The organism is Knoellia sinensis KCTC 19936, from assembly GCF_000768705.1.
GTDB lineage: Bacteria > Actinomycetota > Actinomycetes > Actinomycetales > Dermatophilaceae > Knoellia > Knoellia sinensis.
Map to the genome: position 1 here is coordinate 16,637 of NZ_AVPJ01000002.1, position 14,335 is coordinate 30,971.

Consider the following 14,335-nt stretch of genomic DNA (forward strand, 5'->3'; position numbering starts at 1 on the left):
CCGATGTGAAGGCGGGGGTCCCGACGCGAGGCTTGCCGTCATGATCACTGTCGAATCACTCACCAGGAAGTACGGCGACCACGTCGCCGTCGACAACATCTCCTTCACCGCCCGCCCAGGGCGGGTCACCGGATTCCTCGGCCCCAACGGCGCCGGGAAGTCCACGACGATGCGCGTGATGGTCGGGCTGACACCGCCCACCAGCGGATCGGCCACCATCGAGGGCAGGCACTTCGCCGACCTGCCCAACCCGGGCCGCGAGGTCGGCGTCCTGCTCGACGCCTCGGCCCAGCACGCCGGCCGCACTGGACGAGAGATCCTCACCGTCGCCGCCATGACGATGGGCCTCCCCACGTCCCGCGTCGACGAGATGCTCGAACGGGTGAGTCTCACCCCGACAGAGGCCGGCCGGCGCGTGCGCGACTATTCGCTCGGCATGCGGCAGCGGCTGGGCATCGCCACCGCTCTCATCGGCGACCCGCACGTGCTGATCCTCGACGAGCCGGCCAACGGTCTCGACCCCGCAGGCATCCGATGGATGCGCGACCTCCTCCGTGGTTATGCCAATGACGGTGGCACCGTCCTGCTCTCCTCCCACCTGCTCCACGAGATCGAGGTCATCGCCGACGACATCGTCGTGATCGGAAACGGCCGCATCGTCGCCCACGGGACCAAGGACGAGCTCCTCGCCGCCGCCGGCACCGTCGTTCGCACCCCGGATCGCGCGGCCCTTGCCGACGCACTCACCCGTGGCGGCGTGGAGTTCACCGCGTCCGATGACGGGGCACTGCGCACCGTGGCCGACCCCACGCTCGTCGGCCGGATCGCCCGGGATGCCGGGTGTGCCCTCACCGAACTCAAGTCCGCAGACGGCGCGGGCCTCGAGGAGATGTTCCTCGAGCTCACCGCCGACACCCAGCGAGAAGGAGTAGCGGCATGACCGCCACGACCCTGACCCCGACCGAACGCCCTGCCAGTTCGGCTGCCGCGCAACGGCGCCCGACGCACTCAGCCATCCCCACCGGCCGACTGTTGAAGGTCGAGCTGCGCAAGATGTTCAACACCCGCTCCGGCATGTGGCTGATGTGCAGCATCGGGATCCTCGCGATTCTGGCCACGGCAGCCGTCCTGGTCTTCGCTCCCGAGGCGGACCTGACCTACGACAACTTCGGTGCGGCGGTCGGCATGCCGATGGTGATCATCCTCCCGATCATCGCGGCCCTCTCCGTGACCAGCGAATGGAGCCAGAGGAGCGGTCTCACGACCTTCACGCTCGTGCCGCATCGCGGTCGGGTCATCACTGCCAAGCTGGTCGTGGCGATCGCTGTCGGGGTCGCCGCCATGGTCGTGGCCCTGGCCGTCGGCGCCCTGGGGAACCTGCTCGGAGCCGCGATCGCCGGCATCGACCCCGTGTGGGACCTCGCATTCGGCCAAGCGCTCACCATCACGCTCGCCACCGTGCTCAACATGCTGATCGGCTTCATGCTCGGCGTCCTCATCCGCAACTCACCGGGCGCCATGGTGGCCTACTTCGTCTACAACTTCGCCCTCGCGCCGCTGGCCATGCTGCTGGCCTCCAGCCAGAAGTGGTTCCGGGACCTGCAGCCGTGGGTGGACTTCAACTTCGCCCAAGGCGCCCTGTTCGAGGGCGGCCTGACGGGTACTCAGTGGGCCCAATTGGGCGTCACAGGACTGTTCTGGCTGGCCATCCCTCTCGCGATCGGGCTTCTCCTCGTCCGTCGCTCCGAGGTCAAGTAGGCGGCCCACCCTCGGGTTCGCACACCAACATCACCTCGTCCGGCACCGTTCCCCTGCGAGGGGGAGCGGTGCCGGTCCGCTGTGGTGAGAATTTCCGGTGGGGCTGTCACAGCAGCCCGGCGACCGGCGTCTTCATGTCACAGGGCAGCATCCGCCGCCCACGACAGGAGGACACCATGAGCACCACGGCACGCATCCCCGCAGCACCGGTTGACGGAATCCTCGGGCAGATCGTCAAGACCATGTCGCGCCGGATGTTCGGCAAGGTCCCGGAGTCCATGGGGGTGCTGTGGCACCACAAGGACGCACTCAAAGCCTCGATGGCCTACGGCCGGAAGCTGGACTCGTGGGACAAGCTCGACAAGAACCTCAGCACCTACGCCACGATGGCCGCGGCCGCGACAATCGGCTGCAGCTTCTGCCTCGACTTCGGCTACTTCATGGCGCACAACCACGGCCTCGACGAGACCAAGGCGCGTGAGGTCCCGCGCTGGCGCGAGTCGGCCGTCTTCACGCCGGTCGAGCGGCGGGTCATGGAGTACGCCGAGGCCATGTGCCAGACCCCCGTCGAGGTCACCGACGAGTTGTCCGCGGCCCTCCTCGACGACCTGGGCCCGGCTGGTCTGGTGGAACTCACGACCAAGGTCGGCTTCATGAACGCCACGGCCCGCGGCAACGTCGCCCTTGGCATCCACTCCGAAGAGTTCGCGGACGCCTGTGGGCTGGCGCCCCTCGCGACCCCTGCCGCAGCCGCCGTAACGTCGAGCGCATGACGCAACCCGCCGCGGACATCGCAGACCCGTTCACGACGCATCGGAGCCTGCTCTTCACCGTCGCGTACGAGATGCTCGGCTCTGCGGCCGACGCCGAGGACGTCGTCCAGGACGCGTGGCTCAAGTGGGAGCGCGTGGACCACGCCGAGGTCAACGATCCGCGCGCCTACCTCGTGCGGATCGTCAGCCGGACCGCCTTGGACAGGCTGCGGACGGTGTCGCGCCGGCGCGAGGACTATGTCGGGCCGTGGTTGCCCGAGCCGCTCATGACGACCCGTGACGTCGCCGAGGACGTCGAACTGGCCGAGAGTGTCTCGATGGCGATGCTGCTCGTCCTCGAGACGCTGTCGCCCACGGAGCGCGCGGTGTTCGTGCTGCGGGAGGTCTTCGGGCTGGACTACGACGAGTTGGCGCAGGCCGTCGACAAGAGCGAGGCGGCGGTACGCCAGATCGCCCACCGGGCCCGCTCCCACGTCCAGTCGAGGCGGCCGCGCGTCGACGTCACTCGGGCCGAGGCGGAGACTGCCGTGGTTGCCTTCCGGACGGCTTTGCAGACCGGCGACCTGCAGGGGCTCGCCGACATCCTCGCGCCCGATGTCGTGGCCCTGGCCGATGGTGGCGGCGTCAAGCAGGCCCTGCCGCGACCGGTGCATGGCCGAGACAAGGTGTCGCGGTTGTTCACCGCCGGCTTCGCGCAGTTCCCGGGCACGATCACCTTCGAGCCACTTGAGGTCAACGGCTGGCCGGCGCTGCTGGTGCGTCTCGACGGCGAGGTCGACAGCGTTTTCACCTTCGCCGTCGAAGGTGGGCTCATCACCGGGAGCTACGCGATCCGCAACCCCGAGAAGCTCTCCCGGATCCTCGCGGAAGTGCCGCTGACCCGATGACGTGAGCGGACGGCATACCGGGGTATTGAAGCCTCGGTATGCCGTCCGCTCGCCTACCCGTTTCGGCTCAGCTCTGCTTGCGGGCCGGGAGCGCGAGGAGGGCCAGTCCGGCGAGGGCCCAGACCGCGAGGACGATCCAGCCTTGGGTCGCGCCGGCGCCGTCGAAGAAGGCGACTGACCGCAGCACCTGCGATCCTGCACCCGGAGGCATGGCCTGACCGATCTGCTGCCACGGAGCGGCGAGGAACTCGGGCGCGGAGGAGGCTCCGGAGAGCGGGTTGCCGAGCAGTACGAGCGCTGCGGCGCCGAGCCCGAAGCCGGCCATGCCCAGAACGCGGTGGAGCCCGAGGAGCGCGAACAGCCCGGCGGCGATCGTCGCGGTCATGACCGCAGCCTCGGCGAGGTAGCTCCCGTTGAGGCTGCCGAACCAGAAGTGCACGATGGCGGCGAACGTCAGACCGGCGACCACGGCATACACGCTCGCGGCAGCCAGCGTGACGCGACGGCGGGCGCCGAAGCGGGCGAGGACGAGTGCCGGCGCGATGGCCCCGATGACGAGCGGCAGCATCGACGCGCCCAGCCCCGCGCCACGCGGGTCCTCTTGGGGCAATGGCACGACGTCCCGGACCGCAGGCCTTGCGCCGGACTGCTGCGCCATGCCGGTCGCCATCGCCGTGAGCGTCTGTGCGACCACCGGGCTGGCAGCCGAGGCGGTGAGCACGGTCGGACCGGACGGGGAGGCGACGATGCCGCCGTAGACCTCGCGGTCGCGGATGGCGGCGGTGAGTGCCGCTTCGTCGGCGTAGGCCTCCACCTCGAAGGCGCCCGGCTGGGCCTGGTCCAGCGTGCCGGTGATCTGGCTGACCGCGGCCTGGGGGCCGGCGACGCCGACCGGGACGTCGTGCGGGGCGGCCTTGACGCCCGGGAGGCCGAAGGCGAGGAGCACCAGGGCGATGACGGCGGCCAGCGCGACCGGGATGGCGCCGATGATGGCTGCGGTCGGCGGGCGGTGGCTCCCCGCGGTGACGGCGGTGGCGGGGGAATGGGTGATGTCGGCTGCGCCGCGGGTGGTGTCCGGTCCGGATCCGGCGACCGTGTCGGTGGTGGTCATCGCGCTCTCCTTCTCGTGTTCTCGTGAGGTTTCAACAACTGTTGAGATTCACGGTAGAGGAGATTCCGGCGAAATTCAACACTTGTTGAATTGGAAGGGGTGGGCGATTACGGTGGGGGCATGCCGCGCACCCCTTCCACACCCGCTTCCCGTCCCGCCGGTCCTGCCGGTCCTGCGCGTCGTGCTCCGAAGGCGACGTCGCGGCCCGGCCCCCGTGGTGATGTGGACACGCGCGAGCTGATCCTCACCGAGGCGCGAAAGTCGTTCAGCGAGAACGGATATGCCGCGACGAGCCTGCGCGGGATCGCCCGTTCGGCGGGTGTCGATGTGGCCCTGGTGCCCTACTACTTCGGCAACAAGAGAGACCTCTTCGTGGCGGCCGTGGAGATGCCGGTCAAGCCGGCGGAGGCCATCGCCCACGCCTTCGCCGAAGGGCCGGAGGTCGCCGGCGCCCGGCTCGTCGACACCTTCGTCGGCATCTGGGAGGACCCGGCGACGGGCCCGGCGTTCGTCGCAATGTTCCGGTCCGCAATGACCCATGACGACGCGCGCCAGGCGCTCGCGGAGTTCGCATCGAAGGAGATTCTCGGCCTGTATGCGCGGGGGCTGGGCGACATCGACCCCGAGGAAGCGCGGCTTCGGGCAGGTCTCGCGGCCTCACAACTCGTCGGCATGGTCATGCTCCGGCATGTCATGCGGATCGAGCCGCACGCGAGCCTGACGCACGAGCAGGTCGTCGCCCTGCTCGGCCCGACGGTGCAGCACTACCTCACCGGGGATCTTGGCGCCTGACCCGCGGAGGTGAGCGGACGGCATACGGGATTTCATGCCTTCGTATGCCGTGTGCTCACCGCACGCTCGCGACGTCCCAAGTCGTTCCCAAGTGGGGCTCAAGCGGGTGATCCGACGCTGGTCGTGACCCATTCACCACCAGCCAAGGACATCACCATGTCTCTGTCCTCGTTCCTCCACAGGCTCGGCCGCGCCAGCGCAGCCCATCCGTGGCGCACGATCTGCGCCTGGCTCATCGCAGCGGGAGCCCTCTTCGGCCTGGCAGCAGCCTTCGGCGGCACGCCTCAGGAGGACTACAACATTCCCGGCGCTCGGGCCCAGGTGGGCATCGAGCAACTCCGGGAGCATCTGCCCGGTGCGGGCAACGCCTCCGCCAGGGTGGTCGTGCACGATCCGACCGGGGATCGGCTCGGCGACGCCGACCTGGCGACCCTCGAGAGCCGGCTCAAGGGAATGCCCCACGTCGTTTCGGCGGTGCCGGCCCAGAGGTCCGCGGACGGTGACACGGCCGTCGTCGCCGTGGCCTACGACGTCCCCGTCACCGACCCGGACCTCATGGGCAATCTCGACCCACTCGACAGGGCCGTCACGCCATTGCGTGACGCCGGGCTCCAGGTCGAACTGGGTGGGGACGTGCCGGAGAGTGCCGCCGCGCCGATGAAGGGCCAGGGCGAGATCATCGGCATTGCAGCAGCACTGGTGATCCTGGTGTTCGCCTTCGGCTCCGTCGTCAGTGCCGGGCTACCGATCGCCAGTGCGCTCGTCGGCCTGGGTGTCGGCTCCGCCGGCATCACCCTGCTCGCCGCGACCATGAACGTGAGCAACTCCGCGCCGATGGTGGCTTCCATGGTCGGCATCGGGGTGGGGATCGACTACGCGCTGCTGCTCGTCACGCGCCACGGCGAGTTCTTGGCGGAGGGTCACCCCGTGACCGAGGCGGCGGGCCGTGCGGTCGCGACGGCTGGGCGCTCGGTCGTCTTTGCGTCCAGCACCGTGCTCGTATCGCTCATGGGGCTGCGGCTCGCTGGCCTCCCGACCTACAGCGCGTTCGGTTTTGCCACGGCGATCGCCGTGGTGAGCGTGGCTGCGGCGTCGCTCACCCTCGTGCCCGTGCTGGCCCGTTTTGCCGGTCGGCGGATCCTGCCGCGTCGCGTGCGTCGCGAGCTCGCCCGCACGGACGGAGCCGTGGCCACGACTCCTGGCGGGGTGGGTGCTCCTGACGGTCGGCTCTCTCGGATGCCGCTCACCGCGCGCTGGGCTCGCAAGGTCTCGCGCCGCCCGGTGCTGTGGGCGGTGGCCGCCACGGTCGTTCTGATGACCCTGGCGCTGCCGGCCCTCCAGATGCGCACCTGGCCGCAGGACCCGAGCAGCCAGTCGACCGAACTCACCACGCGCCGCGCCTACGACCTCGTCAGTGCGGAGTTCGGACCCGGCGCCAACGGTCCACTCACGATCGTCACCGACCGAACCGCGCTGAGTGAGGGGGACGTGGCCGAGGTGGCCGGTGCCCTCGACGAGCGCGCCGACATCGTGGCGATCACCCCTTCGGTGACTTCCCCGGATGGTGCGATCACCGTGTTCGATGCGATCCCGGCATACGGGCCCACCGATGAGCGGATGGGCGATCTCGTCCGCGACGTGCGCGCAGACCTGCCGTCGGGTGTCGAACTGACGGGTGGCACCGCGTTCTTCTCCGACATCGCGGATCTGCTCGCCGGACGGCTCTGGATCGTCATCGCCTTCGTCGTGGCGGTGTCGGTGCTCTTCCTCGCGATGGTCTTCCGGTCGGTGGTCATCCCGATCAAGGCGGCCGTGATGAACCTGCTGAGCATCGCTGCGGCCTATGGCGTGATGACCGCCGTTTTCCAGTGGGGTTGGGCCACCGACCTGCTCGGACTCGATCAGGCCATGCCCATCTCGAGCTGGGTGCCGATCCTCATGTTCGCGATCCTCTTCGGGCTGTCGATGGACTACGAGGTGTTCCTGCTGTCACGGATCCGCGAGGAGTGGCTGCGCACCGGTGACAGCCGCGCCAGCGTGGTGCAGGGACTGTCGGCCACCGGCCGGGTGATCACGAGCGCCGCGGCGATCATGGTCGCCGTCTTCCTCGGCTTCGCCACGGAGGTCGACGTCGTGGTCAAGCAGATCGGGATCGGCATGGCCGTCGCGATCCTGCTCGACGCCACGGTGGTCCGAATGGTGCTGGTGCCCTCGACGATGGCGTTGCTCGGTGACTGGAACTGGTGGCTGCCCCGCTGGCTCGACCGACTGCTGCCGACCGTTCGTGCCGAGGTCACCGAGGTGCCGGACGCAACCCCCGACGGGGCTTTCGCCGAGGACCAGGTCGCCGACGAACAGGAACGCGAGCTCATCGGAACTCGGTGACCCAAACGTTCGGGTGGCTCGAGCACAGTGGGCGACACGCTCGTGGGCTAGAAGTCGAACCGATCCCGCTGGCCGCGGAACCACTCCGCGGCCAGCGGGATCTGCCACGCATCGCAGAGTTCGAGAGCGCGCTCGGCATGCTCGGCGGCGGCTGCCCTGTCACCGACCGCAGCCGCTGCCTGGGCAAGGAACATGTCCACCGGACCCATCGCGTTGCCCGACCCGGCGGAGGCCGCTCGATCGGCGTAGGGCGCCATCCGTTCATGGGCCTCAGCCGCGATCGCGGGGTCGTCGAGCCAGAGACCGGCTTCACCGGCTGCGCACCAGTTGAGCATGCTGAACCAGTCGTCGCCGGTCAGGTCGATCGAGTGGCTTCGGCGGAAGGTCCGAGCTCGCTCGAGTTCGCCGGAGCGGGCCAACAACACGATCAGCGTGGACGTGGCCGGTAGCGGGCTCCGCTGGGCGAAGCCCTCGAGCTGGGGGACCACCTCAGCGGACCGACCCTGCCAGTGCCGCAAGGTCGTGAATGCCGCCGTGAGGGCGTCCTCGCTCTGTGTCAGCCGCATCTGCTGGTGCGCCGACGCGATGCTGGCGAGCAAGACCTCACATTCCTCGAACCGCCCGGCCATGGCCAACCACGGGAGGGTCAGGGAGTCGATCACGATCAGCCCATAGGGGAGCCGTAGCCGGGTGGCTTCGTCGCGAGCCACCGCCGCGTGTTGCCACATCTCCTCGATCAGGCCCAGTTCGGCAGCCACCACCGCGCACAACGCCGTCGTCACGACGTAGGCCCGCTCGTCACCCAACCGGTGTGCGAGGTGCATTGCCTCGGTGATGAGGGCATGACGTTCGACAGCCGTGGACGGTCGCCAGAGTGACGTGTAGGCCAGCTGACAGGCATCGAGGAGCAGGCCGTCGTCGCCGAGTCGCCGTGCCATCGCCATGCCCTCGTCGACCAACTGGCGCCGCTCCTCGAAGGCCGAGCCGTGGTAGAGCTCCAGCGCGAGAGTGAGCAGCACGCGGCAGCGCAGCGGTCCGTCCGCATCAGGCAGGCGCTCCAGCGCTCGTCGCAAGCCGTCCACGATGACGGTGTTGACCGTGCCGTGGTGGGCCGACTGCCACAACGCCCCCACCGACGTCATGGTGCCGGCCTCTGCGAGCAGGTCGACGTCGTCGAGGAGGTCCGCGATGGCGATCATCTCCTCCGCCGTGGCGACCACGCCCTGCCAGTCGCCCGCCCAGCGTTGGGCCACAGCGAGGTCCACGAGGACGTCGTGGCGTTCGCGCGGACTGGCATCGGGGTCGTCGCTCATCACCATCAGGGCGCGTCGCAGCAGGTCGACAGCCTCCTCGTACGCGTTGAGGCGCCGGGCGACGGTGGCGGCTGCGACCGCAGCGGGCCAGGCGCGGCCGGCGTGGTCCGGACCGCCGGCCAGCCAGTGACGAGCGGCCTCCGTCTCACGGCCGCGCACGCCGTCCACCGCTGCCGCCACCCGAGCGTGGGCCCGCGCTCGCCGGGTCGGCGGCGTTGCCGAATACAGCGTGTCGCGGACGAGAGCGTGCCCGAACCGGTATCGCCCGTCGCCTTCGTCGCGCACCAGTCCGGCGGCGAGGGCGGTGTCGAGTTCGTCGAGCAGGTCGTCCTCGTCGATGTCCGACGCTGTGACAACGGTGGTGAGGTCGAAGTGGCGGCCGACCACCGCAGCCCACTTCAGGGACTGCGTGGTGGTGTGGGGCAGTCGTTGCAGGCGGCGCACCACCACGTCGTGAACCGCCGTGGGTGGGTGATCCTCGGTGAGCAGTGAGTGTAGGTCGCCGCCGTCGCGCGCCAACCGGGCGTACTCCACGAGGAAGAAAGGATTGCCGTCGGTGCGATCCCGCAGCGCGTTGGCCTCGGCGCGAGTGGGTGCCGTGCTGCTCACCGCTGCGACCACCTCGGACGACTGCTCCAGGGTGAGCCCCGCCAGGTCCAACCGGATGGCGAAGGCCCGGGCGAAAGCCTCGGCAACGTCGGCGAGTGCGTCGACCGGCTCCGGGTGCCCACGCCAGGTGGCAAGCACCATGAGCCGGACGTCGTGCATCGACTCGGCGAGGAGACGGAGCGCCCTCAGCGTGGCGGCGTCTGCCCAATGGAGGTCTTCGAGGACGACGAGGAGAGGGCGGCCTGTGGCGACATCGCGCACGTCGTCGACGATGGCCGACCACCGCTGGAACTGGCCTCTTCCGTCATTGGATTCGTCGTCCGGCACGGAGCGACCCAGCGAGCGCAGGACCTGTTGCCACGCCCACAGGGGTGGGGCTCCGTCGTCCTGCGAGCAGCGCCCGACGGCTACCGTCACCCCGAGGTCGACGGCGAGGGACGCCAGTTCGGCCGCGAGCCGGCTCTTGCCGATTCCGGGATCGCCCACGAGAGCCGCGAGAGCGGGAGTGCCCGCCACAGATTCCTTCAGTGCCGACTCCAACGTCGTGAGCTGGTCGGCGCGGCCGACGAGAGGCCAGTCCGGGAGTCGTGGCTGATACGACGTGATCGGAGGGGGTGGGGACACAGGGGAGGTCGTGACCGGGGTCGACGGGGTCGATGGGGCGGGCTGCCACAACAGGCTGGCGTCCTGTCGGAGGACGAGGGCCTGAAGGTCGCGGAGTTCGGCGCTGGGCTCGAGCCCGAGTTCGTCGGCGAGGACATCACGCACCTCACGCAGCGAGTCGAGGGCGTCCGCCTGCCGTCCGGAGCGCGTGAGGGCCAGCGCCCGCAGACCCCACAGCCGTTCCCTCAGTGGATAGGTCGCGGTGAGTGCCTCGAGTTCCGCGGCCACGGTCGCATGCTCGCCGAGTTCGAGCGCGGCAATCGCACGGTCCTCGAGGGCGACGGTGCGCAACTCCTCGAGGCGGGCCCGTTCGGCGACCGCGTCGGGCGCATCGTCGAGGTCGACGTAGGGCTTCCCTCGCCAGAGACCCAGCGCGCCATCGAGATCGGCCACCACCCCGCGCAATTCGTCGTGGGTGAGGCCGCGCGGCGTGTGCAGTTGTGACACCTGCCCGAGGCGGCGGTGGCTGCGACTCACGGTCCGGTCGAACCGGGCGGCATCGAGGTCATCCTCGGCAACGCGCAGTGCGTATCCCGGGGAGACCGTCACGAGGACGGTCGACGGGGCCCGCGCAGGACGGTCCGGTTCCAGGGCCCGCCGAAGTCCGGCAACGTAGGCCTGGAGCGTCCCGTTGACGCCGGGGGGAGGCTGGTCGGACCACAACAGGTCGACGATCGCATCGACCGAGACAGGGCGGCCGTGATGCATCGCGAGTGCGGCGACGAGCGCGCGCTGCTTGCGCGTGCCCAGGTCGACCGGCTGGTCCCCGGCGAACGCCTCAACCGAGCCGAGGACACCCACTCTCACGCTTGAAGCCTACGTGGGACGGAGGTCTCGGACCTGCGCTTTGCTCCGGACCCCAGACGCGGGTCAGCCCTTCGGGACGTTGCGCTCGATCTCGGCCAGCCACGCAGCGGACGAGACGTCGGACGGCATACGCCAATCGCCGCGAGGCGACATCGTTCCGCCGGAGACGACCTTGGGACCGTTGGGCAGCGCACTGCGCTTGAACTGGTTGGCGAAGTAGCGCTTGACGAAGACTTCCAGCCAGTGCCGGATCGTCGCGAGGTCGTATGCCGGCCGCTCGCCTTCCGGGTAGCCCGCCGGCCAGTCGCCGCTCGCCGCATCGGACCAGGCGTGCTGCGCGAGGAAGGCGATCTTGGAAGGTCGATAGCCCCTGCGGAGAACGCAATACAGCGAGAAGTCCTGCAAGGCGTAGGGGCCGACGGAGTCCTCGGTGGACTGGATCTTCTCGCCCTCCTTGGTCGGGACGAGCTCGGGGCTGATCTCCTGGTCGAGGATCTCGGTGAGGGTGTCGTTGACGCTCTCACCGCCATGGCCTTCACCCTCGAACTGCCCCGACGACACCACCCAGCGGATGAGGTGCTGCATCAGGGTCTTGGGCACGCCGGCGTTGACGCCGTAGTGGCTCATCTGGTCGCCGACCCCGTAGGTGCACCAACCGAGCGCGAGTTCGGAGAGATCCCCGGTGCCGAGAACGATGCCGCCACGCTGGTTCGCCGCGCGGAAGAGGTAGTCGGTGCGCAACCCGGCCTGGACGTTCTCGAAGGTCACGTCGTAGACCTCCTCGCCGCGACCGAACGGGTGGCCCAGGTCGGTGAGCATCTGCTTCGCGGCCGGGCGGATGTCGAGCGTCTCGTAGGTGATGCCGAGGCTCTCCATGAGGTGGATGGCGTTGCTCTTGGTGCCATCGCTGGTGGCGAAGCCCGGCATGGTGAAGCCGATGATGTCGGTGCGCGGGCGGCCGAGTCGGTCCATCGCCTTGGCGGCGACGATGAGCGCGTGGGTGGAGTCGAGTCCACCGCTCACGCCGATGACGATCTTGGGCTGGCCGATGGCACGCAGCCGCTGCTCGAGCCCGGACACCTGGATGTTGTAGGCCTCGTAGCAGTCCTGCGCGAGACGCTCGGGGTCGTCGGGCACGAACGGGAAGCGGTCGACCTTGCGCCGCAGCCCGATGTCGCCGGTGGGCGGTTCGAGCTCGAACGCGATGACCCGGAAGGACTCACCACCCGGTTCGCCGATGCCCTCGACCCGACGGTTGTCGTCGAAGCTGCCCTGACGGAGGCGCTCCTGCCGCATCCGATCCAGGTCGACGTCGACCACCGTGGCCCGCGGCCCCGCCGGGAAGCGCTCGGTCTCGCCGAGCAGGTCGCCCATCTCGTAGACCATCGTCATGCCGTCCCACGACAGGTCCGTGGACGACTCACCTTCGCTCGCCGCCGCATAGAGGTAGGCCGCGTTGCAGCGTGCGCTGGCGGAACGCGCCAAGAGGTGGCGGTCGTCGGCCCGCCCGACCGTGATGGGGGAGGCGCTGAGGTTGAGGAGCACGGTGGCACCGGCGAGGGCGGCGCGGTGGCTCGGCGGCACCGGCACCCACATGTCCTCGCAGATCTCGACGTGGACGGTGAGTCCGGGGACGTCGGTCGCCTCGAAGAGGAGGTCCGTGCCGTAGGCGATGTCGCCGTCCTCGTCGGCGCCCGGCCAGTGCGGGCGGTTGATGAGGGTGTCGACGGCGTCGTCACCGGCAGCGAACCAGCGCTTCTCATAGAACTCGCGGTAGTTGGGGAGGTAGGACTTCGGGGCGACGCCGATGACCTCGCCACCCTGGATGACGACCGCGCAGTTGAGGAGTCGGTTGCCGATCAGGAGGGGTGCCCCGACGACGATGATGGGCGTGAGCTTCGCGCTGGCCTCGGCGACGGTGACGATCGCCTTGTCGACTTCGTCGAGGAGGACGTCCTGCATGAGGAGGTCGTCGATCGCGTAGCCGGACAGCCCCAGTTCGGGGAAGAGCGCCACCGCGACGCCGTCCTCGTGCAGGGCCTTGGCCTGTTCGATCGTGGCCTCGGCGTTCTTGGCCGGGTCGGCCATGACGACGGGAAGGGTGCAGGCGGCGACGCGGGCGAATCCGTGCGCGTAGGCGTTGCGGAAGTCCATGGCTGGAGTCTGTCAGAGCGGGGTGCGACGGTGGGTTCATGCTCATCCACGCCGATGCCGATGCGTTCTTCGCGTCGGTCGAGCAACGCGACTTCCCGCACCTGCGCGGCCGGCCCATGGTCGTCGGTCCGCAGGTGGTCGCCTGTGCGAGCTACGAGGCCCGAGCGCTCGGCGTTCATGCCGGTATGCCGTTGCGCCAGGCCCTGCGTCGCTGGCCCGATCTCGTCGTGGCCGAGTTCCGGGGCGACGTCTACGAGTCGGTGAGTGCCGACCTGATGGCGCTCTTCCGCGACGTCACACCGCTCGTCGAACCCGGGTCCATGGAGGAGGCGTTCCTCGACGTCTCCGCACTCGACGGAGGCTCGGTCGAGGAGGCGGGGCGGATTGCCGCCGACCTGCGCGCGCGGGCCCGGCGCGATCTTGGCCTCCCCGTGTCGGCGGGCGTCGCCCGCGCCAAACTCTTCGCCAAGCTCGCGAGTCGTCGAGCCAAACCCGACGGGCTCTTCGTCGTCGATGCCGAGACCGAGGCGCGAGTGCGTCCCCGTCTTCCCGTCTCCGACCTCTGGGGTGTCGGGCCTGCCAGCACGACCAAGCTCCACGACGCCGGGGTCCGCTACGTCGCGGACCTCGCCGGCTGGACGGTCGACACGCTCGTCGACCGGCGCATCACCAAAGCCATGGCGCGCAACCTCATAGCCATCCGCGACGGTGTCGACGACGCCACGATCAAGCTGCCCGGGCCCCGCAAGTCGATCTCCTCGACTCGGTCCCTGGGTCGTGCCACGAGGCAGCGCTCCGTCGTTGAGAATGCGTTGCGGGACAACGTCATCCGCGCGATGGACCGTCTCGGTGACGACCCACGAGCTCCCACCCGGATCGACGTCCATCTGCGCTACGACGATCAGCACGCCATCATCCAGCCCGGCTCACTGGACCAGCCGACTCGCGACGTCACCACGCTGGTGGGTGCGGCGCTCGCAGCGCTGGAGCGGACGGCATACGAGGAGGACGGCAGGGGAGTCGCGATGGTGGGGGTGGCCTTCGCGCTGCCCGCCCCGCCAGCGTGACTGCTGCCGCCGGTAG

At 69.5% G+C, this 14,335-nt stretch carries 10 protein-coding genes; 7 read left to right on the forward strand and 3 right to left on the reverse strand.

The window, feature by feature from the left end; translation table 11 throughout:
* Positions 1 to 40: 40 nt before the first annotated feature.
* The 4 genes from N802_RS02840 to N802_RS02855 all read left to right on the forward strand — a co-directional run bounded on the left by N802_RS02840 (position 41) and on the right by N802_RS02855 (position 3,418).
* Complete coding sequence (locus tag N802_RS02840; RefSeq protein ID WP_035912032.1) at positions 41 to 940, forward strand: ABC transporter ATP-binding protein; 900 nt, start codon at positions 41 to 43, stop codon at positions 938 to 940.
* A complete protein-coding gene (locus N802_RS02845; protein WP_035912035.1) occupies positions 937 to 1,758 on the forward strand; it encodes an ABC transporter permease in 822 nt (273 codons plus the stop codon). Before N802_RS02840 ends, N802_RS02845 begins: the two co-directional genes overlap by 4 nt.
* A 176-nt stretch (positions 1,759 to 1,934) precedes the next feature.
* Complete coding sequence (locus N802_RS02850; protein ID WP_035912038.1) at positions 1,935 to 2,531, forward strand: carboxymuconolactone decarboxylase family protein; 597 nt, start codon at positions 1,935 to 1,937, stop codon at positions 2,529 to 2,531.
* Entirely contained in the window at positions 2,528 to 3,418 is an 891-nt protein-coding gene (locus N802_RS02855; protein WP_035912043.1) for an RNA polymerase sigma-70 factor, read from the forward strand. Before N802_RS02850 ends, N802_RS02855 begins: the two co-directional genes overlap by 4 nt.
* Positions 3,419 to 3,485: 67 nt before the next feature.
* On the opposite strand, the gene N802_RS02860 is transcribed toward N802_RS02855, so the two are convergent.
* Positions 3,486 to 4,529 (reverse strand): hypothetical protein, encoded by a 1,044-nt coding sequence (locus N802_RS02860; RefSeq protein ID WP_156971255.1) that lies wholly within the window; start codon positions 4,527 to 4,529, stop codon positions 3,486 to 3,488.
* 120 nt (positions 4,530 to 4,649) lie between these two features.
* Here N802_RS02860 and N802_RS02865 point away from each other — a divergent pair, with 120 nt between their 5' ends.
* Complete coding sequence (locus N802_RS02865; protein WP_084071827.1) at positions 4,650 to 5,321, forward strand: TetR/AcrR family transcriptional regulator; 672 nt, start codon at positions 4,650 to 4,652, stop codon at positions 5,319 to 5,321.
* A 156-nt stretch (positions 5,322 to 5,477) separates the two neighbouring features.
* Positions 5,478 to 7,706 (forward strand): MMPL family transporter, encoded by a 2,229-nt coding sequence (locus tag N802_RS02870; protein ID WP_052109359.1) that lies wholly within the window; start codon positions 5,478 to 5,480, stop codon positions 7,704 to 7,706.
* A gap of 47 nt (positions 7,707 to 7,753) precedes the next feature.
* Here N802_RS02870 and N802_RS02875 read toward each other — a convergent pair whose 3' ends face one another.
* Together N802_RS02875 and N802_RS02880 are read right to left on the reverse strand one after the other, a co-directional pair.
* A complete protein-coding gene (locus tag N802_RS02875) occupies positions 7,754 to 11,098 on the reverse strand; it encodes an ATP-binding protein (protein ID WP_084071829.1) in 3,345 nt (1,114 codons plus the stop codon).
* A gap of 63 nt (positions 11,099 to 11,161) precedes the next feature.
* Positions 11,162 to 13,252 (reverse strand): NAD(+) synthase, encoded by a 2,091-nt coding sequence (locus N802_RS02880; RefSeq protein WP_035912050.1) that lies wholly within the window; start codon positions 13,250 to 13,252, stop codon positions 11,162 to 11,164.
* 38 nt (positions 13,253 to 13,290) lie between these two features.
* Between N802_RS02880 and N802_RS02885 the strand changes: the two genes are divergently transcribed.
* The gene (locus tag N802_RS02885) at positions 13,291 to 14,319 is read left to right on the forward strand and encodes a Y-family DNA polymerase (protein ID WP_035912052.1); all 1,029 of its coding nucleotides are present in this window, start codon (positions 13,291 to 13,293) and stop codon (positions 14,317 to 14,319) included.
* Positions 14,320 to 14,335: the final 16 nt, after the last annotated feature.

Coding starts and splice junctions, on each gene's coding strand:
- N802_RS02840 (WP_035912032.1), top strand. CDS start 41: ATGATCACTGTCGAATCACTCACCAGGAAGTACGGCGACCACGTCGCC.
- N802_RS02845 (WP_035912035.1), top strand. CDS start 937: ATGACCGCCACGACCCTGACCCCGACCGAACGCCCTGCCAGTTCGGCT.
- N802_RS02850 (WP_035912038.1), top strand. CDS start 1,935: ATGAGCACCACGGCACGCATCCCCGCAGCACCGGTTGACGGAATCCTC.
- N802_RS02855 (WP_035912043.1), top strand. CDS start 2,528: ATGACGCAACCCGCCGCGGACATCGCAGACCCGTTCACGACGCATCGG.
- N802_RS02860 (WP_156971255.1), bottom strand. CDS start 4,529: ATGACCACCACCGACACGGTCGCCGGATCCGGACCGGACACCACCCGC.
- N802_RS02865 (WP_084071827.1), top strand. CDS start 4,650: ATGCCGCGCACCCCTTCCACACCCGCTTCCCGTCCCGCCGGTCCTGCC.
- N802_RS02870 (WP_052109359.1), top strand. CDS start 5,478: ATGTCTCTGTCCTCGTTCCTCCACAGGCTCGGCCGCGCCAGCGCAGCC.
- N802_RS02880 (WP_035912050.1), bottom strand. CDS start 13,252: ATGGACTTCCGCAACGCCTACGCGCACGGATTCGCCCGCGTCGCCGCC.
- N802_RS02885 (WP_035912052.1), top strand. CDS start 13,291: ATGCTCATCCACGCCGATGCCGATGCGTTCTTCGCGTCGGTCGAGCAA.